The organism is Allobaculum fili (genome assembly GCF_020969955.1).
Lineage (GTDB): Bacteria > Bacillota_I > Bacilli_A > Erysipelotrichales > Erysipelotrichaceae > Allobaculum > Allobaculum fili.
In genome coordinates this window covers 32462-55410 of sequence record NZ_JAHDSX010000012.1, presented here as the reverse complement: position 1 = coordinate 55410, position 22949 = coordinate 32462, and the positions used below count along the sequence as shown (strand labels likewise).

Genomic DNA, 22949 nt, shown 5'->3' with positions numbered 1-22949 from the left:
ACTTTGGAGAAATCGATACCGAGATCGATTGCAGGGATGATTGATTCCATGAAAAAGCCTCCTTGAATAAAGGAATTATCCCAAGGAGGCGGTCGAGAAAATACCCGTCTTTTATTTGACGCTTACATTCCGGATACGCTCTTTGAAGCGTTCTGTATCTTTTTAACCCGGCTTGCTTCATTTCTTTCATTTGTTTGCGTTTTCAATATGCGTTTGTTTTCGCCCGAATTGGCTAGTAGAATAGAGGGCGAATCAATCCGCGAAAATGGCTGTGCAATTGTTTTTGAACTGACAGCTTTCGCGGCATCCCGTATCCTGCTATGCAGGAGATCTTTCGCCCCGCGCTTTTTTTGAGAAGAGCCCGGGCTGAATTCTGACTCTGCTTTTTCATTTGCCCGCTTCCGCAGCGGCCGGCTGTCTGTTCAAGACGCTGCCCTGTGCTGGTCCGGGTGTTTAAGAAAGGAAAAATTGCTGATATGAAATCTAATGTCCGCTCTCTGGCAGCTCTGCTGCTCTCCGCCTCTCTTTCTCTGGGAACCTTCCCTTTATTTGCTCAGGAGAATACCGCACCGGAAGAAGAAACTTCGACCGTAACGGATTCTTCCGCTGCAGATGCCGCAAACGAAGAGGCGCTGAAAGGGGAAAACGATCCGGGAACCAGCCCGTCCGGTACTCCGTCCAAGCCGATTCCCGTAGAAAAAATCCAGAACAATCAGACGGAGAAAAATCCGGCTGCGGATTCTTCCGATTCCAGCTCGGACTCTTCGGATTCTTCCGACTCTTCTTCGGAAGAAAAATCGGAGTTTGTAGAGTACACATCCTCCGCTTTTGACAAGGAAAAGAACACGCTGACCTGCACGTTTACCGTGAAAAAAGTTCCGACATCGCTGGCCTTCCAGCTGAACTGGGTTCAGACCGCCGGCGGCGATGCTGAAATTGATCCGGAACCCGCTTCCATTACGGTCGCAAACAAAGCGATCGAGATCGACGGACGCGATCAGACGACTTCGGACCTCGACGGAAAATACCTGTATTCCTTCTCCGCGGATCGGCTTAAGGATCTGCGCGACGGCGACGTTGTCGTCTTCACCTTCAACGCCTATTCCGGAAGCAAGGATGTAGAAATCCGTACCACTTCCCAGGTGTATGCCGGTAAAAACGCGACTGACGCTTCCCACGACGAAATGCAGGAACAGAGCTGCGATTTTGAACTGACCAGCGACTGGTCCTCCGTTTCCAGCAATTACTCCGCACAGGATGCGACCTGGACGCTCGATCTCAAAGCCAGCCAGAAGCCAAAATCGCTCAGCGTTCGCTTTGAATCCAGTCCGGAAGCTCTGCTGATCAAGGATCAGACTTCCGGCTCCAGCGAATCCGCCCGTCTGCCGGAAGTCACCGTTACCGTAGACGGAAAAGAAATTGACGGCGTAAAAACCGAACTTCAGACGAAAAGCAAAGCCGATTCCAGCACTTCGGATTCTTCGAATTCGTCCAGCTCCCAATCCAGCACCAAAACCGCTGCCAGCACAAACGGCGTTCTCGTAACGCTCCCGCAGAGTGCCGTAGATGCCATGACAGCAACCTCAAGCATCAAGTTTGTCCTGAAGCTGAACCGCAACGCTCCTGCCGGTGACAGCCGTATCCTGGCCGATGTCGACAACGGCATTCATACCATTCCTTACGAATCCAAGCATGCGTTCCGTTTTGTCTGCGACCCAGTGACCGGCTACGAATCCTACAACAAGAACGATCAGACGATGACCATCAATCTGACGCTCAAAAACAAACCGGAAAAAATGGTTCTGACCTTCACCCAGGAACAGGGTACGTATCTCACAGGCGTTAAAACCGTGAAAGTGGACGGAACCGAAGTAAAACCGGAAATTGCCGAATCCACCAACGATAAGAAACAGAAAGTCTATACCGTTACCTTCAACGCCGATCAGGTGAAGAACATGAAACCGGACACCAAGATCAGCGCGATCCTTTCCTTCAACCCGCCTGCTTCCGGCAGCGGAACCGAACAGATCATTCTCGGCTTTAACGACGGCATGATCGAACGCAACTGGAACACCGATCCGTTTAACGTAGAAAAAGCGGCACAGCCCAAATCGAGCGGTGCAGACACAGCTACCCAGACGAACCTGTACCCGATGATCGGTCTGTTCATCGGCGCTCTCGTTGCCCTTGGCGCATTCTTCATCATCACCCGCAAAAACAATAAAGGCGCGAAATAATCGACGCCCTGCCAAATAAACGCTCTGAATACGCGGGCCATCCTTGAACACTCCCTTGAACAGGCTGCTTCAAGAACACCCGCCGGACGGAATACAAAATATACAGCCCCGCTTTCTTTGCCAGAACGAACTGGAAAGAAAGCGGGGCTGTTCTGTTTCCAACGCTTGATCCGAGGATCAGGAAAGTGAGGACTGCTGCTTCGAACGCTTACGGTCGCCGGACACTCTGCGGCCATGCTCGCGGATTTCTTCCCAGTCTTCGAGCAGTTCATCCATCAAAAACGCGTACGCCTGCTCATCTTCCTCGCAGGCCAGGTGAGCCAGAGCGGAAAGCGCGGAATAGAGAATGTATTCTCTGGGATATTCCACGACGTAGGGATGCACCTGAACGATCTTCCGATCCAGATCGACCTGCATCGGCCATGGCTGATCGGCATGAATCTCCAGTACGGGAAAAGGTCCATCCAGTCCGGCGGCTGCCAGACGATCCGCCGAATCGGCCCAGGCTTCTTTATAGGCGATCTGCAGGCGCGCATTAAGATCTTCGCGAATGAGCGTACGGATGTGGTCAAAAACGTCCAGGCTGGACGTATAGATGCGGTATACGCTTTCCTCAAGCTTGCAGAAATCTTTACCCGGTAAAATTTCTTCGTGACAGGGGAAACCGAAAATTGTGCGCACAGAGAACGGATACCCGTTTTCCTCACCCAGATCGATTGGACGGGAAAAGTCCCGGTTTCGAATCCGCGTCGCAATCTGACAGAGAAGATCCGCTTCTCGAGACTGCAGACTCGACAGAATTTCTTCTTCTTTCTCATATAGCGAAAGAGAAATATGCAGGGACAGATCCTCCCTGACGTACAGAACAGGGGCCGGAATCGCCTTCCATTCGATGGTGATCGGAAACGGTCTCTGTCCGAGCATCAAAAGCCGTTCTCGTCGTATTTTCATATCTTTCGTATTATTCTTTCCCATTTTACTAGGCCTCTTGGTATGAATACGATGATATATCCGATGAGTTCAGCCGTGCATTTTTGAGCGCTCATAGTACATTTTTTGACATTTTCCAGCCTTTTTTGGCAAAAATGTATAGAACTATTTTTTTATGAGCATTAAAAAAAGCATCCTGGTTATAAAATCCAGAATGCGGGCCTTTAGGCTTGTTTCTGCGGACAGGCGGTCAGCTTGCCCACGTATTTATTTTTTTCCTTTAGATCATTCGCCGCGGTCTTTCTCGCACCGAAGCAGTTTCTGCTTTTCCTGGATCAGCTTTTCCAGTTCATCAAGAATCGCTGAATCCTCGGTCTGACGAATGAAGTTCATCGCCAGCTCATAAGAGGCATTATCTGCCAGAGACTGGGCAATGTACTGACTTTGCGAAATAATCGGCTTAAACGTACGCGTCAGTGCATTTTTGTGATAGCTGAATCCAGCTACCTCAATAAATCCGAGCGTCTGTAATTTTTTGAGTACGATCTGGATCGTATTCCGGCTGAGTTCCGGGGAAGCCAGCAGAATTTCGTGTGCAGATATAGGCTGTTCGCTGTTCCAAAGAATATTCATTATTTGGGATTCGCGTTTGGTCAGTCCGTTTTGTTCCATAAATTCATCTCCCTATTGCGTAAAAATTCAATCCGGTTAAATCGCCGATTGAGTTTAACCACTTTTCCACCATCTTCATTTTAGTAAAACGAAATTTTTTGAACAACGATTATACAAAAGAACAGACAAAAATAATCAAGAATTTCCTACAAAATCCAAATCTGGCCTCATTTCGGCATTCAGCTGACCGTATTGGAAGAAGCGCTCTCGTTTTTGGATGCAGAATCTGCTAAAGCGTCTTCGGACAGCTCTTCCCGGATAAATGGCGCGAGAAGGACCTTGCCGGTTCCTCGGTACGTATTCACAAGTCCTTCCTTGCTGAGAAAGGACGCTGTGGCTGAAGAGCCCGGCGTTTCCACGGTCAGCGTCAGGCTGCCCGACCAGGCGATCGCGAAACTGCCGTCCACGCGCAGCACATCGTCGGTAATTTCCACAAGAATGAGCTGTTCTTCCACGCAGGGCGAAAGAATGGCCGCTGTGCCCTCTCCATCCAGACGCATGGAAAACAGGCCTTCCTTGGCAAATACGGCCGAAGACAGACTCGTCCGGCTGGTGACGCTCTGGCGTACGCCGCCGGAGCAGGCAAGAAAGCTGTTGGGCGAAATGACGATGCCGTCAGGCCACTCCGCCAGATCGATCAGCAAAATCTCATCGTCTACCGGCTCGCAGACGATCGTGCCTTCCCCGCGATAGCAGGGGGAGACGGCTTTCTGCCCCGTCATTTTGCCGGTAATCATTTTCCCAAACAGCGAAGTCACGTTGCGCACGCCGCTGTCCATTTCGCAATAACCGACCATCCACTGCATCATGCCTTCCGCAATGCGCACGTCATCGACATCGAGCGAACAGACGAGCTGGCGTTTATGCTTGCCCATTTTCGCCGCAAACCAGGCTTCCATGGCGTTTTCATACGGGATCGAATAATCCAGCTTGTGCTTGAGCACGCGAAACGGGCCGGACTGGTCTTCAACGCTCACGTTAGGGCTTGTGGTCAGATTGTATACGGCGTACATGGCTTTCTCCTTATGGCGATTCACAGACGGATCGCCGCTTTTTCTTCTTTTTCGTTCTCTCTTCTGATTTTACCGTCTGCTCCCGGCTTTTTCGATGAAAGGGTCTGGAATCGGCGGGATCCGCGACTTTGCGCGGGCGCAGATTTCTGCAGACTCCATCTGCGCTTGTCGGGTGTACGGTATTTTTGACAGAAAATTCTCTGCCCGTTAGTATTGGCTATGCACCCTCAACCCCTAGGCCGCCTGTCTGGTGACTCAGCCGCTGAAGATGCGAAAAAAAGATAACTGGATTTATATTCATATATAAAAATGTAAAGGAAAACTATCATGAATTACGGTGAAATTAAAAAATTTGATATTGCCAATGGTACCGGTGTCCGCGTTTCGCTTTTCGTCTCCGGATGCCTCAATCATTGCCCTGGCTGCTTCCAGCAGGAAACCTGGGATTTCGACTATGGAAAGCCATGGACATCCCAGACCGAAGACGAAATCTTAAAAGCGCTGGCTCCGAAGTACATCGACGGCCTGACCGTTCTTGGCGGCGATCCGTTTGAAATTTCCAATCAGGAAGCCGTATCCCATCTGGTTGCGCGCGTTCGTGAAGAACTCCCGGAAAAAACGATCTGGATGTACACCGGCTACATTCTCGACCGCGACCTGCTCGATGGCGGCCGTCGCCACACCCCATGGACCGACACCATTCTGAACAGCCTGAACGTCCTCGTCGACGGCCCGTTTGTGGAAGCCAAGAAAGATCTCTCACTTCTGTTCTGCGGCTCGTCCAACCAGCGTCTGATCGATGTTCCCGCGTCGCTCAAGGCGCAGGATATCGTCCTGTACGATCCGACCTTCTTCGGAAACGGACAGAACTAGCCAGGCCGTTCGCCTAAACGCGTACGATCATCCCATTTGAAAAACCGCTGCCTTTCAGCCGTAAAAAAAGGTGCCTTTCGGCACCCTTTTTTTGTACTTTTCTGAAACTTTACCAGTGTAATACAGTGAAAAAAACTTTGTTTTCGGCTTCAATCCTTGAATCAGTCATCGATTGCGGATACCGAATAGCCGGCTGCGGTTACGGCTTTTGCCAGTGCAGCTGCGCTGAGATCTTTTCCCGTTACAACTGCCTTGCCGCTGGCGAGATCCACTTTTACGGATTCAACGCCTTCTACGCCCTGCAGCGCTTTTTCAACGCGGGCAACGCAATGCTGGCAGGACATGCCGTCAATAGTCAGAGTCATCATCTCACCTCCTTCGCCTGCTTCGTTGCTGGATTTTTCCAGTTTTGCGATCTCTTCAAAAATATCGCCTTCTTCGGGCAGCGTATCTCCGCAAAGGGTAATCTGCTGCGCCGGGGCACTGTAAACCATCCAGGTCAGTTCTGGATAGTCTTTCTTTAAATCATCAAATAAAGCTGTAATTTCGCCTTCGTTTTGCGGATGGAAATCCTTGAGGAAGGCACTCATCTGCGGAATGGCTGTGCGGGTTTCATAGCCGGCGTCCTTTACCGCTTCTTCATAGGCCGAAAGTTCAATCGGACGATCGGCCAGAACGAGGGCTTCGCCCGGTTTCAGCGTGACTTCTGCAGCGCGTACGCCATCGATCTTCTGCAAAGCCTGCGTTACATGCTTCTGGCAATGCGCACACGTCATGCCGTCTACGTCAAAGCGAACGGTCTGTTCTGCCGCCGGTTCGGCATTGCGCGCTGCAGGCGCTGCCTGAGCCGCTTTTGCGGATTTCGCATCGCCCCATACGAGCGGGGTTCCCTTCAGGCCTTTATGCGCCGGTTCGGACGGTTGGGCTGTTTCTGCCCGTTTCTGTGCGGTGGAAGCGGCACTCACTTCGGATGCCAGTGCAGAGGCGGTCATCTCAGCGGACGGCACAGCGGGCAGTTTGGAAATCTGGATGGCTTCCTGCTGCTTTTCGGCTTCTGGGCTTTCCATCTGGGAAATCGCCTTGGCCGGCTTGAAGAAGCGCAGACGCAGGGCATTGAGGCAGACGGTAACCGACGAGAAGGACATCGCTGCAGCGCCGATCATCGGGTTGAGCAGCCAGCCGTTAATCGGGTAGAAGAGACCCATGGCAACCGGGATGCCCAGGATGTTGTAGAAGAACGCCCAGAACAGGTTTTCCTTAATATTGCGAATGGTGGCGCGGGACAGCCCAACGGCAGTAACGACATCGAGCAGATTGTTTTTCATCAAAACGATATCTGCGGATTCCATCGCGATATCGGTACCGGACTGAATCGCAAAGCCGACGTCAGCACGAGTCAGAGCCGGGGCATCGTTAATGCCGTCGCCGACCATGGCCACGATCTTGCCTTCGTCTTCCAGTTTGCGAATAACTGATTCTTTATCGCCCGGCAGAACATCCGAGATGACATTGCTGAGTTCGAGGCCCTGCGAAACCGCCTTGGCGGTCTGCGCGTTGTCCCCCGTCAGCATAATGACATCGATGCCTTCCTTGCGCAGCAACGCGATGGCATCGCGCGAGGTCGGACGAATTTCATCGGCCGCGCCGATGATGCCGCAAAGTTCATGATCAAAGGCGAAGAAGAGCGGCGTTCCGCCTTTGCGCGCAATTTCTGAAGCAGCTTCGAGCGCTTTTTCATCGAGCGCTACATGTTCTTCGTTCATGAATGCCTGGTTGCCGGCCTGAACGAAAATGCCGTTCACCATAACTTCCAGACCGCGTCCGCCAAAGGCCTTGAAATCCGAGGCCGCATACAGACTGCGGTTTTCTTTTTTGGCTTCTTCCAGAACCGCTTTAGCCAGCGGATGTTCCGAACCGGATTCCGCCGAAGCAGCAATCGTCATAAACGCATCGGCATCGTATCGATCGCCAAACAGGGTGAGGGATACGACGGCCGGTTTGCCGCGGGTAATGGTTCCGGTCTTGTCGAGAACCACGGTATTGACTTTCGCCAGTTCTTCGAGCACGCCGGCGGATTTGACGAGAATGCCGTACTGCGCGGCTTTGCCGGTCGCGACCATGATGGCCAGCGGCGTGGCCAGACCCAGCGCACACGGGCAGGAAATAACGAGTACGGAAATCGCGCAGTTCAGCGCAAAGCCAATGCTGTGGCCGGCGATCAGCCAGCCGATCAGGGTAACAAGAGAAATGCCGAGAACGACCGGAACGAACACGCCGGAAACCTTGTCGGCCAGACGCGCGATTGGTGCCTTGGAGTTGCCGGCTTCATCGACCAGCGAAATAATTTGAGAAAGCGTCGTATCGGAACCGACTTTCGTCGCCCGCATGACAAACGAACCGTTCAGGTTGGTCGAAGCGGACATGACCTCGTCGCCGATGGCTTTTTCGACCGGCATCGATTCGCCGGTAATGGCCGACTGGTCCAGCGTACCGGAACCTTCCACAACGGTACCGTCGACTGGAATCGAGGCACCCGGAACAATGCGGACCAGATCTCCGGCGCGGACGTCTTCCGCCGGGATTTCCACAAAGTCATCCCCGCGTTTTACAAATGCGGTTTTCGGCGCCAGACTGACCAGTTTGGCCAGCGCGTCGCCGGTTTTGGATTTGGAGCGCGCTTCGAGATACTTGCCCAGAGAAACCAGGGTAACGATCATCGCCGCACTTTCAAAGTACAGCGCGTTCATGCCGGAATGGATCAGTTCATGATCCATCGTTCCATAGCCGTACGCCATGGTGAGCAGGCCGTAAAAGCCGTAAATAAAGGATACAGAAGAGCCGACCGCAACGAGCGTATCCATATTCGGGCTGCCGTGAAGCAGAGTTTTAAATCCGTGCGTGAAGAAATCCCGCTGAATGAACAGGATTACCGTGGACAGGAACATCTGGATGCAGGCATCGGCCATCATCCATTCCATATCCATGAAAAAGGAGAACACGCCCAGCATTGGAAGCATGGAGAAGCAAAGCAGAATTGCCAGCAGAATAAGCGAACAAATCAGCTTTTTCTTTTTGTCTTCCGTTTCCTTGCGAATGCGTTCGCTTCGATCTTCCCAGATCTGCGCGGCACTTTCCGGTTTGGAGGAACCCGTTTCCGCCTGCTGAAGCGTGGCGGAATAGCCGGCATCGGCTACCGCTTTTTCAATCTCGGCCGGATTGACGAGCTTTGGATCGTATTCCACCCGCATGTTCTGTGCGAGCAGAGACACGTCCGCGCTTTCGACGCCGTCCAGTTTGGAAACGGCCCGGGTAACGGCTGCCTGGCAGGAAGCACACGTCATGCCGGAAACGTCAAAGACTTGTTTTTCCATCTCTTTTTCCATAGGACCATCCTTTCTATACCGTGATTCTTTATGTTCCATACAGTCTGTACACCGGCGAAATCGACTTGCGGCTCCGCCTTTTTCGGATGGGAAATCCGATGGAAAACCGGACAGAAGCAAGGCGCCGCAAATCGGAGTCGATTCAGACTGCAGCCTTCAAAATCAAAAACATCGTAAAAGAAACTTCCATCGATATCCCGGATAATGCCTGTTCTCTGAGCGGTGCAGAAAACTGCAGCGAGTGCATAAAGATCAGCACTCACATCCCCTGAGTGCTTGCAGAGCCATTGTAGCACGCTCTTTTCGATCGGTCTTCTCAGAAGTTTACTTAAACAAACTCGCAAAAAAACGCTCTTTTCTGGAAGCGCTTTTCCAAATGCTGATTTTCGTTTCCAAATCGTTATTTTTTTTTAGCGTCAGTATGAATTTTTTGGTATATTTTCCCGCGGGCTTAGACAAATGTAAGCGGATGTATTAATAGCAAAAACAGCGCAGGTCCAATGGATATACGGATTTTCCGTCATGATTGTATTTTTTAGCGAATAATTTCAAATTTTCATCGAATAGATATATTCCTTTAAAAAATTGCGTATTTTATACTTTTTGAGTTTGATGAGCATTTTTTTTGCTAAAATAGAACCACTTGGATTTGCATGCGGTTTTCCCCGCACAATGCAGCATGCGATCCGTCCCTTCCATTTTTTAAGCCTCTGAATTGCAACTCCGAATATGGAAAGAAGGTACATTATGCTGCTGTCTGTCTATTCGGTATTCATGGCGCTTCTGTTTTGTATATGTCTGATGGCTGTGCTGGCTGTACTTCTTCATAATTCTTCTCTGGCCAGCCGCATTCATCCCTGCCTTTTTATGGCGGTATTGTGCACCTATTTCTTTCGCATGTTTCTTCCCTGCAGCTTTCAGCTCGGGGTCGAGCTGCCCTGGAATGGCCTCTTTCCTCTGATCGATCACCACCTGGAAACCGTGTCGTTTCTTGGTACGAACGGCTTTGGCTGGCTGAGCTGGATCTGGCTGGCCGGCGCGGCTATTGCGTTTGTGCGATACCGGCGACGATATGAGAAAGAACAGGTTCTGATGGATATGGTTCTCGATACCGCAAAACAGTACGCGATTACCGATTTCATCCCGGACTACTGCGGTCCGGACTTTGATCTTTATATTTCTCCGTCCGTTCCGTTTTCCTTTGTACGCCTCGATCATCATCCGGCTATCATCCTGCCGGACGTGCCGATGCATCCAGACGAATATGAGTTCATCATTTTGCATGAGGTGTGTCATCTGTGCAACGAGGACGCGCTCTTGAAAAAGCTGTATCTGACGCTGACGATTGTCTACTGGTGGCTGCCGGGCCTCACGCGGATTCGTCCCGTGCTGGAACTGTTCAGCGAAATCCGCGTCGATCGACAGATCACCGAACAGCGCACGCCGCTAAATCGTCTCAATTACTCCCGGACGGTGCTTCGCTTTGCGGCTCCGTCTTCCCGCACGTTTCCGCATACCAACTTTGTGCGGCTCTCCGCCTTTTCCCGCAGCACGTCGACCCGTGCTCTTGAATCGCGCATCCGCGTTCTGATCGACACGTCGCAAAGCGAACCGAAACAGCCGCCTGCGGCTGTTCTCTGGATTCCTTTTGCCTGCGCGTTTTTCTCTTCACTGATTCTCATTTCGATTTACGCGATCTGAATCCGGCTTTCTTTTTCAAAGATCCATCCGGTTTCTGCACTCTGCACTGCACATGTAAAAAGTCCCGAATCGAACCGGTTTCTGCCGCTTCGCATTCGGGACTTTATTCGTTTTGCAAATGGATGTTCCGGATCAAATCGATTTTCGATCCATCGGTTTTTTCGCTTCAGGACACGCTGGCTAGCGGCTGTTGGATGCGATGATCTTGACCTGACTCCAGTACTGCGCAATCGTCTTGCGGCTGTCCGGATTGTATTCAAAGACTTCGTCCTTCGCATAGCCGGTACGCGGAATGTAGGCGTTGGTGCCGTCAAACTCCGTGGCTGCCAGTTCGTCTTCCGCTTCCTTGTTGGTCGCGGTATAGCCGACGTAGGACGAGTTGATCATCTGCGCTTCGTAGGACGCTGCGTAGTTGATGAAGGCGTAGGCGAGTTCCGGATTGGCCGCGCTCTTCGGGATACACATGGCATCGACCCAGAGGTTGGTGCCTTCTTTGGGCAGATAGTAGCCCATCTGGTCGTTTTCCTGAAGGATGTACGTCGCATCGCCGGAATACACCATGCCCAGCGCCTTGCGGCCGTTGGCCATGTTGTCGATGATTTCATCCGTTACGATTTCCGGTTCCATCGTGCGGACCACATCGCTCAGCCAGTCAAAGGCGTCCTTGAGCTCCTGGGAATCCGACGTGTTCATCGAATAGCCCAGATTTTTCAGAGCGGACATGAACTGGTCGCGCTCCGAATCGTACAGGTATACATCGCCTTTGTACTTCGGATTGCGGAAAATGTTCCAGCCGTCTTTTTCGAGATCTTCCTGGGACACTTTTTCCTTGTCGTACACAATGCCGACCGTACCCCAGAAATACGGAACGGAATACTGGTTTCCGGGATCGTAGGCGAGATCGCATACCTGATCGTCGAGCTGAACGATCGCTTCATCGACTTTTTCCGGATCGAGCTTCATCAGCAGGTCTTCGTCGATCAGACGCTGAATCATATAGTCTGAAGGAATCAGCACATCGAAGGATTCGCCGTTCGCCACCTTGATGTACATCTGTTCGTTGGAGTCAAAGTTGTCCACGACAACCTGAGCGCCGGTCTGCTGCTCAAAGTTCGAAAGCATTTCATCCGAAATGTATTCGCCAGGCAAATACAGATGCAGCGTCTGGCCCGCAAACGCCTGCGTACCGCGATCCGGGCGGAAGAAGAACAGGCAGCACGCCAGCGCGACAATGACCGCACCGATCAGCGAATTGCGCGCGGTGTGCTTGTGTGCCGAAGGCACGTAATTGGGGTCTTTCATGCGCTTTTCTTCCATGCGCTTGCGAACGACCGGGATGATGTTGACCGCCAGCAAGATGATCGTGATCAGAGCGACAAGCAGCGTGGAAATCGCGTTGATGGACGGATTGACGCGCTTGGCCATCGTGTACACCATGATCGACAGGTTCTTGACGCCTTTTCCCGTCGCAAAGTAGGAAATGATGAAGTCGTCAAAACTCATCGTGAAGGCGATCAGTGCGCCCGAGACAATGCCCGGCATGATTTCCGGAACGATGACTTTAGTCAGCGTCTGAAACGGCGTGGCGCCAAGGTCCATGGCCGCATCCGCCAGGTTCGGGTCAAGCTGCCGCAGTTTCGGGGTAACCGAAAGAATGACATACGGCGTACAGAACGCGATGTGCGCCAGAAGCAAAGTGACAAAACCGCGTTCGATATGGAAGGTGATGAACAGCAGCATCAGACCGATCGCGGTCACGATATCCGGGTTCATCATCGGCAGATCGTTGATCTGCGTGACGTAGGAGCGCACCAGCTTTTTCGAATAGCGCAGGCCGATCGCGGTGATCGTTCCGACGATCGTCGAAATGACGGTGGCCAGAACCGCAATGACGATGGTGACATAAAGCGAATTCATCATGTCATGCGAGGCAAACATCTGCTCATACCACCGCAGCGAGAAGCCGGTAAAGCTTGTCAGCGATTTGGAGCTGTTGAACGAGAAGATGATCATGAAGAGGATCGGCACATAAAAGAAGATCATCATCAGCGTCGTCAGCAGCGCGCCGACGGGGCGTCTTTTTTTCATGCTTTGCCCTCCTTGGCCGCCTTACGGTCCGCCTTGCGGACAAGGGACATCAGAATCATCATCATCATCGCCATAATGACGGAAATCGCCGAACCGAAGTTCCATTCGCCGACGGTGATGAACTGGTTTTCAATGACGTTTCCAATCAGGAACCAGCCGCCTCCGCCGAGCAGTTTCGGAATGAAGAAGGCGGAAATCGCCGGCAGAAAGACGAGGGTAATTCCGGAAATGACACCCGGAATCGACAGCGGGAAAATAACCCGCCAGAACGTCTGGAACGGCGAAGCGCCCAGATCGCTGGCCGCCTCGACCAGCGAGGGATCCATTTTGGTCAGCGACGCGTGAATCTGCAGCACCATGTACGGCAGATAGTTGTAGACCATGCCGATCAGAACGGCGGTTTCGGTATACAGAATTTCCGCGTCCTTAATGCCAAACCAGCTCAGGACAATCGAAACCGGTCCGCCTTTGGAAAGGATGCCGATCCAGGCATACGTTCTTACCAGCATGTTGATCCACATCGGCAGCGTAATGAACAGAACGATCAGATTTTGCGTCTTCTGCTTGCAGCGGCTGATCCAGTACGCCACCGGATAGCCGATCAGCAGGCAGAGAACGGTCGTCTTGATCGCAACGCTCAGCGAGCGGCCGAGAATGATCAGAAAGTTGGGATCCGTAAAGAAACGGATGTAGCTGTCCAGAGAAAAGCGGAAAGTCGTGACTTCGTTTCCCGGCTGGACAATGGAATAAAACACGATCAGGAGCATCGGGAGCAGCAGCATCCCGGTTCCCCAGATCAGATACGGGATTGCGAGTCTGCGCCAGGTCTTCATGAGGTATAGCCTTCCTTCTCCATGACGTGAATGTCTTCCGGACCAAACGTCAGACCGACACGGGAACCTTCCTTATAAAAGTCCGTCGTATGAATCTTGAACTCGCGGCCTTTGGTCCAGAACGTTACCGGGTAAACGCCCGGTTCAATTTTTTCCGGATCGAAATCGTAGGTGACATCGAGCGGAATGGACTGGTCTTCGTTGTTCAGACGCCAGCCCTGCGCGTTCGCCCACGTTTTCAGGTCGGTATCAAGCGCCACGGATTCCTTGATTTCATCCTTGGATTTAAAGAAGTTAAAGGCGGAAACGCCCTCGTTTCGTTTTTCATCGCGGACGATCTGCTGGTCGATGACCTGAATGGTCTTGGTAATCGACAGGCCGCCCTGCGTCGTGAAGGTAATCGAATACGTACCGATCTTGTTTTCCAGGTCGGTTTCGACGTGTTCGATGGACAGCTGTTCATCGGTTTCGTCATTCCAGGCCTGCGCGTCGGCACGGGCGATCAGATCCTTTTCTTCGATGCCTTCCATATCTTCCACGTCCAGATAGAAGCTGTTTCCGGAAATGTGGATGTGGCCGTCGTCTTTCTGGTTGGCATCTTCGGTCGTGATGTGCATGTTCACAGTTACGTGGGTGCCTGGTACGGTTTCGACCATCATTTCGTAAAGCATGCCCTTGAACAGAACCGATTCCACGGTACCGGTCAGTTTTCCCTGACCGACGGGAACGATATCAATGTCTTCGGGACGGATGACGACATCGACCGCTTCGCCGGGCTTGAAGCCCTTGTCGACGCATTCAAAATCCTGTTCGTCAAAGCGGACGAGTTCGTCCTGGACCATCGTGCCGGGCAAAATGTTGCTTTCGCCGATAAAGTTGGCGACATAGGCGTTGACCGGTTCGTTGTAAATTTCAACCGGCGAGCCGACCTGCTGGATTTCGCCCTCCTTCATGATGACGATCTTGTCGGACATCGTCAGGGCTTCTTCCTGGTCGTGGGTAACAAAAATAAAGGTAATGCCGACTTCCTGCTGAATGCGCTTGAGCTCGTACTGCATTTCCTTGCGCAGCTTTAAGTCCAGCGCGCCGAGCGGTTCGTCGAGCAGAAGCACGTTCGGTTCATTGACCAGCGCTCTGGCGATGGCCACACGCTGCTGCTGGCCGCCGGAAAGCTGGGTAATTTCCCGTTTTTCATAGCCTTCCAGTCCGATCAGACGAAGCATACGCATGACTTTCTGTTCGATAATGTCGTCCGATACTTTTTTGATGCGCAGACCGAACGCGATGTTTTCGTAAACATTCATATTCGGAAAGAGCGCGTATTTCTGGAAGACCGTATTCAGCTCCCGCTTGTACGGGGGCAGCGAAGAAATTTCTTTTCCCTCGATGTAAACTTCTCCTTCATCCTGAGAAAGGAAGCCTCCAAGAATTCGCAGAAGGGTCGTCTTGCCGCATCCCGAAGGGCCAAGCAGAGTGACAAACTCGTTTTTGTTAATGTCGAGATTGATGCCCTTGAGAATAATCTGGTCATCAAAACTCTTCTGGATGTTCCTGAACTGAATCAGGGTATTGTCTTTTTCCATCTCTTTCCTTTCTAGAACACCGGAGGTGTCGAAACCCACAGAACGAGTGCGGGCGTTTTATAGGGGTTCTCCAGCCAGTGGCGGACGCTGCCGTCGGTATAAAACGTTTCGCCGGTGCGTACCGTCATGCGCCGTCCGTCTTCAAACGTCAGACAGACGGTTCCGCGAAGGATATAGCCGAATTCTTCCCCCTGATGATTGGCTGTCGTCATCGAGGATTTAAACGGTTCAATGCGGACCAGGATCGGTTCCATTTCGTTTTTCTGCGCGTTGGGAACGATCCAGGTAATCGTATGATCGTCTCTTTCATCGACAAAGAAATCATCCTGTCGAAACACGATCTGGCTTTCCGGCTCTTCGCTGAAAAATTCCGGAAGGCTGGTGCCCAGGGCTTCCAGAATATCGGCCAGCGTAGAAATGGAAGGCGAAGTCAGATCCCTCTCGAGCTGGGAGAGGAATCCCTTGGTCAGCTCGCATCGGCTGGCGAGCTCTTCAAGCGTCAGGGAATTCGCCTGCCTGAGGCTGCGAATCCGCGCTCCGATTTTCAAATCCATTGTCCTCTCCTTTCCGGGGCGTCCATACCGCCAAGCCCTTGCGGGCTCAGTCGCTGTTTAGCAATACTAAACAAAGAATATAACTTATATAAACGCAAAGCCCATTATATGCGCGATGCGTTCCATTGCAATTTCTAACGTCAAATAATCGAATTTTTTTACATTCGCACCCCGTTTTCGTAAATCGAGGAAAAACCGCCTTCTGCGATGAGGGTCTGAAAGCGTTCTTTTTATGCCGATGGGCATCGCCTGCGGCTTTGTTTTTGCCGGCTTTTTTCTGATTATTGGACAACAGTTTTCTTTTGAGGATGCGTTTTGCAGACGCTGTCAGACAAAACTGTAAGGAAGACCCGTGGCAGGTCGGCCCGGCGGGTGTTAAGCGGATGTTATATAATACTTGGGTTTCAGCGCCGGTTTGCGAACCGGCTTTAAAGAGAGGTAATTATGAAAATTTCCAGTTTCTGGATGGATGTCCTGCGCGGCATGGTCATTGGCGTAGCCAATATCATCCCCGGCGTTTCCGGCGGCACCATGATGGTCTCCATGGGCATCTATGACAAACTGATTCATTCGGTAACGCATCTGTTTTCGGACTTCAAAAAGTCCTTCCGTTTCCTGCTTCCTATTCTGATCGGTATCGTTCTGGCGCTCGCACTTTTAGCCAAGCTGTTTTCGTTTCTGCTGGCGCGCTGGCCGATCGCGACCAACCTGGGCTTCTGCGGTCTGATCCTCGGCTCTCTGCCTTCGATTTTCAAGCACGTGAAGCATAAGGGATTCAAGCTTTCCTGCGGCCTTTGCTTTGCGGCTTTCTTCGTGCTGATCGTCGTGCTGGCCGTCGTTAACGAAAGCTCAGGAAATGATGTCGTTCTGCATACGAACTTTTTCGGCCTGTTCATGTTATTCATCGTCGGCGTCATCGCGGCGGCGACTATGGTTATCCCAGGCGTTTCCGGTTCGATGATGCTCATGCTGATGGGATACTATCAGCCCGTCATCAACCTGGTGTCCGACGGCATCACCGCTCTGCTCAAGCTCGACTGGGGCATGATCGGTCACTGCGTCATTCTTGGCGTCCCCTTTGCGATCGGCGTCGTTCTTGGCATCTTTGCGATCGCCAAGCTGATCGAGTGGATTATGAACAAATGGCATTTGCAGACAATGTGGGCCATCATCGGCCTGATCTGCGCCAGCCCGATCGCCATTCTGCTCAAGACCAGCTGGGCGTCCTTCTCCATCGGACAGCTTCTGATCGGTCTTGTCGCCGCTGCCGCCGGATGGTTCGCGGCCGGATGGCTCTCGGAATAGACAGAAATCCGCTTTCTCTGTTCCGAATTTCATTTGCGATTTCAGGATTTCCATTTCCCAGACATATCAAAGCGCCGGCTCGCTGCAAGAACGAGCCGGCGCTTTTCGTGTGAATAAATGTAAACGATAAGCCAGCCATGGGGGCTGAGAATTCAATCAGGAGTACGGATGGACGATGCGCATTTCCATCCAGGCGATTTTGTCGTCGTTCAGACGGGATTTCAGTACGTCTTCGATTTCCTTTTTGGAACGCTTTTCGTCATAGGGGACGATCAGATCGAAATAGAGAACCATCTGATTTTCCGGCGTCTCTTCAATGCGGAAGTCCTGAATCATCCAGTTCGGATTCGTTTTGCGCACGGCTTCCGTAAGCTTTTCTTCCGCGCGGGTCGTCTGTTCATCGTGCAGAAGAACCGGATCGACGTGTGTGACGAGCTCGATGCCCATGACTTTCATGACTTCGCGTTCAATTCGGTCCACTTCCTGATGGACGTCCATCAGATTAAGGGTGCCGTCCACTTCTACGTGGGCGGTCGCGTATTTGTAGCGGGGACCGTATTTATGGATGGCGATATCGTGGACGTCGATGACCATCGGATTGATCATGATCAGATCGATCATCTGATTCATTTCCTGCGGCGTCGGCGCTTCACCTAAAAGGATGTTGCTGTCTTCGCGCAGCAGACCCCAGGCCGAATAGAAAATAATGCCCGATACAACGACACCCATGTAACCGTCCAGATCGAATCCGGTAAAGCGGGAAATGAGCGTGGAAAGAAGAACCATCGCCGTACCGATCACATCGTTTCGCGAATCGATGGCGTTGGCTTCCAGCAGTTCGCTTTTATACAGCTTCGCGTACTTATGGTTATAAGCGTACATGTACAGCTTGACCGAAATGGAAAGCACCAGAATGATGACGGCGGCCCACTCAAAATGAACCGGCGTCGGATGAATAATTTTCTGGAAAGACTGCGTCACCATGTCGATGCCCAGATAGACAATGACCATGCCCATGAACATCGCGGCGATCGTTTCCGTCCGCTCATGCCCGTACGGATGTTCCTTATCCGCCGGCTTTTCAGCAATCTTGAACGAAATGATCGAAACCACATTGCTCAGCGAGTCCGTTAAGTTGTTGATGGCGTCGCCGCAGATCGAAACGCTGCCGACGAGAACGCCGATAATGTATTTCGAAAGGAACAGTGTAAAGTTGAGGGCAATGCCCACCCAGCCTAAGAGCCGGCTGATGATATAACGCAGTTTCGTCATATCGTCTGTTTTTTCCTTACGGAGAATTCGGTTGACCAGCCAGGTAACCATAATTTTGCCTTCTTTCTTTTCTGAAAATATATGGTAGAATATTGAACGCAACACGGAGACGTATCGAAGTGGTCATAACGGGCCTGACTCGAAATCAGGTAGTCTGAAAGGGCTCGTGGGTTCGAATCCCACCGTCTCCGCCACGAGAACTTAACGCTGAAGGAAGCCATGCGGCACGCCTTCAGCTTTTTTTATTTTCCGCTGGGCTTCGGCATTCGCTTTGGCATGTGCTTCGGGATCTGCTTTGGTTTTCCCACTGCGCGCCGATCCAATGTGCCTCGTTTTGCGCGTTCTGCTTTTCCGTTTTTTTTCTTTTTACGTATTTGTATTTTCGGTGTCTTAGCGGCTTTCCTGCCGGAACGCGTGCGAGTACCGTCAAAGAAAGCCTGCCGATGATCCATCCGCAGGCCATTAGTCCTATCGTATTCTTTTTAAACGGGAATGGAAACAGGAACACCGAAACGCTCCTCAACTACTCCCCCTGCTTCTCTTCGGTATCCAGAAGACTCTGCACGCGCAGCGCCAGATCGCCGACAAATTTTTCCGCCTGAATATCGTCGGTCATTACGCAGAGGACATACGGACAGGATGCTTCGAGATCGAGCCCGGCCCCGTTGACCTGTGAGCCATAGGCTCCGTATTTCTGGGCAATCGGCCGATCGAGGAAACGGTTGAGATAGTTGGCCGGCTGTGCGTTTTCCATATCTTCAATCAGCTCTTCATACCGCTCAGGCGAAGCTGCGATTTCCAGAAGAACATCCACCATAACGCCCGGACTCATCAGATTGTCCATGGAAACAAAGTCTTTGTCTTCTGTATGGTTCGGCCAGCGTTCTTTCATGATCGATTTGAACTTTTCCCAGCCGCCAAGATGTTCAAACAAAATGTGGCCGGCGGTATTGTCCGAAGTCAGAATAACCTGTTCGAGAAGTTCTTCAAGATCGATATACGAACCGGCCGCATAGCGTGAGGCAATAACAGAGACATCTTCGTACATGTCGGCCCGGTACAGCAGGGGCTTTTTGAGCAGGGACGGATCTTTCTCCAGGCGGTCATACCAGATCATCGCCAGCGGCAGCTTGTACAGACTCGCTCCGGTATACAGCTCATCTTCATTGAGCGTCCAGGAAATGGAACCGTCCAGCGAATGGATGGCGATGCCCGTTGAATCTTCATCGATGGCGTATTCTTCCATAATTTTGTCCATCTCCTCATTCAGCGCTTCCTGCAGCGCCTGCGCATTGCCTTTTGCGGACGGTCTGCCGGGCGAAATGGCGTTGGCCAGCCGCAGATCGACGCCATCCTGAATGCGGCTCATCATTTCCCGCAAAGCCTGCGAAGATGTCAGAGCTTTAACCGATGCATTTCCATCGATTTCCGTCCTGTTTTCCTGCGCCATCAGCCGTTCACTGCATCCTGTACCGGACAGCCCGACAGCCAGAACAGCCGCCATCAAACACAAAGCGATCTTTCCGCACACTCTCTTCATACCCGCTTTTTCCCTTTTCCTTTCAGGCGTTGTGGCGCCTGAAAACACTCTTTTCTTTAAATCTTTCAAAATTGTACGGAGAGCCCCTGTAAAAATCAATGTGCATAAAAAAACGAATGCCTGTAAAAACAGACATTCAAAAATCTCTCCGGATCCGTGTGGGCAAAAAAGGCGGACCGCCCAAAAAGCAGAAGTTTTGGAATGGGTTCTTTCGTTTTACGTATAATACTCAAGGAAACAGAAATTCGAATACGGCCTGTCGCCGGGATTCGGATCCAAGGAGGATTTACATGTCAGAATCAAACGCACGCATTGTCGTTCTTAACTCCAGCCGTTTTGGTCAGGGCAATCCGCGTCTGGGCGAATCGCTGATGGAAGACTTTCTCGATACGCTCGCCAAAAGCGTAAATGTCCCGCAGGCCATCCTGCTCTATAACTCGGCGGTCGTTCTCGCCTGCAAGGATTCGAAACTTCTCAAGCCTCTCAAGGCGCTGGCGGATCTTGGCTGCAAAGTTCTGGTCAACGAGGAAAGTCTGGTCTTCTATTCTCTGGCCGCAAATCTCGAATGCGGCGAGCCGACATCCTTAAAGGACATGACGGAATGCATGATGGAAGCCGACGCCGTCATTAAGCCCTAACGCCAAAAAAGCACTCTTTTTCCTCGTCTTTCATTCTCGTTTGGACGCATGTCCAGCCATCCTGAATTTTCGTAGCCGCTTTCATTTTGTGTCCTTTCCATGCAATATTTGACATCACTTTCAAACAATCTATGATAGCTAAGGCATTTCTTCCTAGCGAAGAGCTGCCGAAGCGAAAGGAGATGCAAAACGATGGAAAAATGGACTCAGGAGCAGTATGAGCAGTATCTGAAAACCAGAAAACAGAATGCTCATGACGCATTGAATTTGTACATTGAAGTGAATGCAAAAGAGATGCAGGACGAATGCGAGCCGGGATCGAAAAACCTTTCCTGCGCCTGCAAGGCCATGCTGGCGCAGATGCTGGAAGGCGACTGCTTTGTGGTAGAACCCAAAGTCAAATCCAGAATTGCCGGCAAGCTGACGGTACGCTACTACGTCGATAATCTTTCTCCGGAAAGACGGACGTGGGAAGAAGCCCAGGCCGACTAGCCGCTCTTCACCAGATTTAATGCGCCTGAACGACAGGCGCTTTTTTTATTCGCATTTGTATGCCGTTTTGCCGGTTTTGTTCCTCTTTTGCAGTATATCGATTTGTCTGCCTGCCTTTTTTTGAAAAGGACGGGCTTTTTTTCGCTTCTTTGGATTTTCTTAAGAATTTTAACAATCCTTTGAAACGCTCCCGGCAAGATGAGGCCATGGAAACGTTTATTCGAAAAGAACTGAAATACCGAATCGAGGAAGACGCCAAGGCGGCGTTTTTAAAAGAAGCCGGAGAGCACCTCATTCCGGACACTTACTTTGAATGCGATATTTACACGATTTACCTCGATACCGAACACTTTGATCTCATGCGCCTTTGCGAAGGCAAGCCCGACTACAAGTGCAAAGCCAGACTGCGCGCCTACAAGCCCGTATATAGCGAGGAGGATGCTTTCTTTTTCGAGCTGAAAAAGAAAATTCGCGGCTGCTCGTTTAAGCGAAGGCACCCGTTTACGAAAGCTTCGCTTCAGAACTTTTATGACCATCCAGAACATGCCGGCGAAAATTCCGTCACTAGAGAAATCGCTTCGTTTTTAAACACCTGGCCGGTACGGCCGCGCTTCACGCTGTACGCCCATCGCTTCTGCTACGTGTGGAAGGAAGATCCCACGCTGCGGCTGACGTTTGATGACCAGCTGTTTTATCGCGATGTTCGCCCGGGTCTGTATCGCGATCCCGACGATGTCCCGCTGCTCGAAAAAGGATGGAACATTTTTGAGATCAAGTGTTCCCGTCCGCTGCCCTTAGAACTTTGCCGCCTGCTTGAGCGTCCCGGCATTGTGCCCGGCTCCTTTTCCAAAGCCGGGGCGGCGTATGCCCGCCAGATTCAGAAAACCGACCGCCTTCCGGCGGTTTGAATCGAAAGAAAACGATTTTCCCGATCCAGCCGATTCGTCTCGGACTGTCCTCCCCCAGACAGTCCGCTTTCAAAAGACTTTTTCAGAAAAAATTCACTAGAAAGGAACCCATACGATGACTGAACTCGTTTTTACCAATCTGTTTCTTCCGACTCTTGCCGCGTTTGGAATCGGCATTGTCGGCGCTCTGCTTTGTCTGGCCGCGTTTCGGCCGACCCGCTCCATGCTTCTGACCTGCGCCTTTTTGCCGCCGCTCGTCTGTTCGTGCCTGCTTGCCGTCAACGGCTCAGTCGGCACGTCCATCGCGGTCCTCGGCGTCTTTGGCCTGGTCCGCTTCCGCTCTCTGCCGGCCAAAGGAACGGACATGATCTGCATCATTTACTCGATGGTCACCGGTCTGCTCTGTGCCTGCGGGGCGAGCCTTGCGGCGCTTGATCTCTGCATTGGCATGGACCTTTGCATGCTTCTGGCCGCCTGGATTTTTTCGCGCCGCAGCCTCATGCAGATTCAGATCGTTGTGCCCGAATCCATGCCAAACGAAGCAGTCTATACGGACATTCTTTCGCGCTTTGGAAAAAAGGTGCACCTTGAAAAGATGAAAACCGCCGGCATGGGCACGCTGTACGAACTTTCCTATACGTTCCTTCCCAACAGCCATTTTGAGAGTACGCGCCTGCTCAACGAAATCCGCGCGGAAAACGGAAACCTTTCCGTCACCCTGCTCGATCTGCACGACGGCGGCGAACAGCTCTAAAAAGTCAGGCAGGAAAATCTTCCTGCAGGCAAAGCCAATCCATATTGTCCATAAAAGACAATATTAAAACCTTATTTGCTTGTTGTTTTCCCACAATTCCATTTTTATCCTTTCATCTGCTTTTTGAACTTTGGATCAAAAATCCGAAGGGTAAGGCGGATTTCCCTCTGCCT

19 protein-coding genes and 1 tRNA gene are annotated in these 22949 nt (G+C 51.6%); 9 read left to right on the top strand and 11 right to left on the bottom strand.

Annotated features, from left to right (window positions below; all coding sequences use genetic code 11):
- A partial coding sequence (locus Afil_RS04510) for a hypothetical protein (RefSeq protein ID WP_230267322.1) occupies window positions 1-190 on the bottom strand: 190 nt, incomplete at its 3' end.
- 286 nt (window positions 191-476) lie between these two features.
- Here Afil_RS04510 and Afil_RS04505 point away from each other — a divergent pair.
- Window positions 477-2237, top strand: a complete 1761-nt coding sequence (locus tag Afil_RS04505; RefSeq protein WP_230267321.1) for a hypothetical protein — start codon at window positions 477-479, stop codon at window positions 2235-2237.
- A 177-nt stretch (window positions 2238-2414) separates the two neighbouring features.
- Here the strand turns inward: Afil_RS04505 and Afil_RS04500 are convergent, their stop codons facing one another.
- From Afil_RS04500 to Afil_RS04490, 3 genes are all read right to left on the bottom strand, one after another.
- Window positions 2415-3188 carry a hypothetical protein gene (locus Afil_RS04500; protein WP_230267320.1) on the bottom strand — a complete coding sequence of 258 codons (774 nt, stop codon included), beginning with the start codon at window positions 3186-3188 and terminating at the stop codon, window positions 2415-2417.
- Window positions 3189-3452: 264 nt separating this feature from the next.
- Window positions 3453-3839: a BlaI/MecI/CopY family transcriptional regulator gene (locus tag Afil_RS04495; protein WP_230267319.1), complete on the bottom strand. Its 387-nt coding sequence runs from the start codon at window positions 3837-3839 to the stop codon at window positions 3453-3455.
- A 179-nt stretch (window positions 3840-4018) separates the two neighbouring features.
- Window positions 4019-4852 carry an AIM24 family protein gene (locus Afil_RS04490; protein ID WP_230267318.1) on the bottom strand — a complete coding sequence of 278 codons (834 nt, stop codon included), beginning with the start codon at window positions 4850-4852 and terminating at the stop codon, window positions 4019-4021.
- Between the two features lie 327 nt (window positions 4853-5179).
- Here Afil_RS04490 and nrdG point away from each other — a divergent pair, with 327 nt between their 5' ends.
- Complete coding sequence (gene nrdG, locus Afil_RS04485) at window positions 5180-5725, top strand: anaerobic ribonucleoside-triphosphate reductase activating protein (protein WP_230267317.1); 546 nt, start codon at window positions 5180-5182, stop codon at window positions 5723-5725.
- 161 nt (window positions 5726-5886) lie between these two features.
- On the opposite strand, the gene Afil_RS04480 is transcribed toward nrdG, so the two are convergent.
- A complete protein-coding gene (locus Afil_RS04480; protein ID WP_230267316.1) occupies window positions 5887-9108 on the bottom strand; it encodes a heavy metal translocating P-type ATPase in 3222 nt (1073 codons plus the stop codon).
- Between the two features lie 747 nt (window positions 9109-9855).
- Here Afil_RS04480 and Afil_RS04475 point away from each other — a divergent pair.
- Window positions 9856-10809: a M56 family metallopeptidase gene (locus tag Afil_RS04475; protein WP_230267315.1), complete on the top strand. Its 954-nt coding sequence runs from the start codon at window positions 9856-9858 to the stop codon at window positions 10807-10809.
- Between the two features lie 180 nt (window positions 10810-10989).
- Here Afil_RS04475 and Afil_RS04470 read toward each other — a convergent pair whose 3' ends face one another.
- From Afil_RS04470 to Afil_RS04455, 4 genes are read right to left on the bottom strand one after another with little or no spacing between them, the layout of a single operon-like run.
- Window positions 10990-12897 carry an extracellular solute-binding protein gene (locus Afil_RS04470; protein ID WP_230267314.1) on the bottom strand — a complete coding sequence of 636 codons (1908 nt, stop codon included), beginning with the start codon at window positions 12895-12897 and terminating at the stop codon, window positions 10990-10992.
- A complete protein-coding gene (locus tag Afil_RS04465; protein WP_230267313.1) occupies window positions 12894-13730 on the bottom strand; it encodes an ABC transporter permease in 837 nt (278 codons plus the stop codon). Before Afil_RS04465 ends, Afil_RS04470 begins: the two co-directional genes overlap by 4 nt.
- On the bottom strand, window positions 13727-15313 hold the full coding sequence (locus Afil_RS04460; protein WP_230267312.1) for an ABC transporter ATP-binding protein: 1587 nt from the start codon (window positions 15311-15313) through the stop codon (window positions 13727-13729). The genes Afil_RS04465 and Afil_RS04460 overlap by 4 nt, the downstream gene beginning before the upstream one ends.
- Window positions 15314-15324: 11 nt before the next feature.
- Window positions 15325-15861 (bottom strand): helix-turn-helix domain-containing protein, encoded by a 537-nt coding sequence (locus tag Afil_RS04455; protein WP_230267325.1) that lies wholly within the window; start codon window positions 15859-15861, stop codon window positions 15325-15327.
- Window positions 15862-16311: 450 nt separating this feature from the next.
- On the opposite strand from Afil_RS04455, the gene Afil_RS04450 reads away from it, so the two are divergent.
- A complete protein-coding gene (locus Afil_RS04450) occupies window positions 16312-17172 on the top strand; it encodes a DUF368 domain-containing protein (RefSeq protein ID WP_230267311.1) in 861 nt (286 codons plus the stop codon).
- A 156-nt stretch (window positions 17173-17328) separates the two neighbouring features.
- On the opposite strand, the gene Afil_RS04445 is transcribed toward Afil_RS04450, so the two are convergent.
- Window positions 17329-18495, bottom strand: coding sequence for a cation diffusion facilitator family transporter (locus tag Afil_RS04445; RefSeq protein WP_230267310.1), 1167 nt, complete (start codon window positions 18493-18495; stop codon window positions 17329-17331).
- Between the two features lie 54 nt (window positions 18496-18549).
- On the opposite strand from Afil_RS04445, the gene Afil_RS04440 reads away from it, so the two are divergent.
- Window positions 18550-18638, top strand: a tRNA-Ser gene (locus tag Afil_RS04440).
- Between the two features lie 329 nt (window positions 18639-18967).
- Here the strand turns inward: Afil_RS04440 and Afil_RS04435 are convergent.
- A complete protein-coding gene (locus tag Afil_RS04435) occupies window positions 18968-19984 on the bottom strand; it encodes a serine hydrolase (protein WP_230267309.1) in 1017 nt (338 codons plus the stop codon).
- 290 nt (window positions 19985-20274) lie between these two features.
- On the opposite strand from Afil_RS04435, the gene Afil_RS04430 reads away from it, so the two are divergent.
- The 4 genes from Afil_RS04430 (at window position 20275) to Afil_RS04415 (ending at window position 22776) form a co-directional block, all read left to right on the top strand.
- A complete protein-coding gene (locus Afil_RS04430; protein ID WP_230267308.1) occupies window positions 20275-20622 on the top strand; it encodes a hypothetical protein in 348 nt (115 codons plus the stop codon).
- Between the two features lie 192 nt (window positions 20623-20814).
- On the top strand, window positions 20815-21114 hold the full coding sequence (locus Afil_RS04425; protein ID WP_230267307.1) for a hypothetical protein: 300 nt from the start codon (window positions 20815-20817) through the stop codon (window positions 21112-21114).
- A gap of 206 nt (window positions 21115-21320) precedes the next feature.
- Window positions 21321-22022, top strand: coding sequence for a VTC domain-containing protein (locus Afil_RS04420; protein WP_230267306.1), 702 nt, complete (start codon window positions 21321-21323; stop codon window positions 22020-22022).
- A 115-nt stretch (window positions 22023-22137) separates the two neighbouring features.
- Window positions 22138-22776, top strand: coding sequence for a DUF4956 domain-containing protein (locus tag Afil_RS04415; RefSeq protein WP_230267305.1), 639 nt, complete (start codon window positions 22138-22140; stop codon window positions 22774-22776).
- The last annotated feature ends 173 nt before the right edge of the window (window positions 22777-22949 follow it).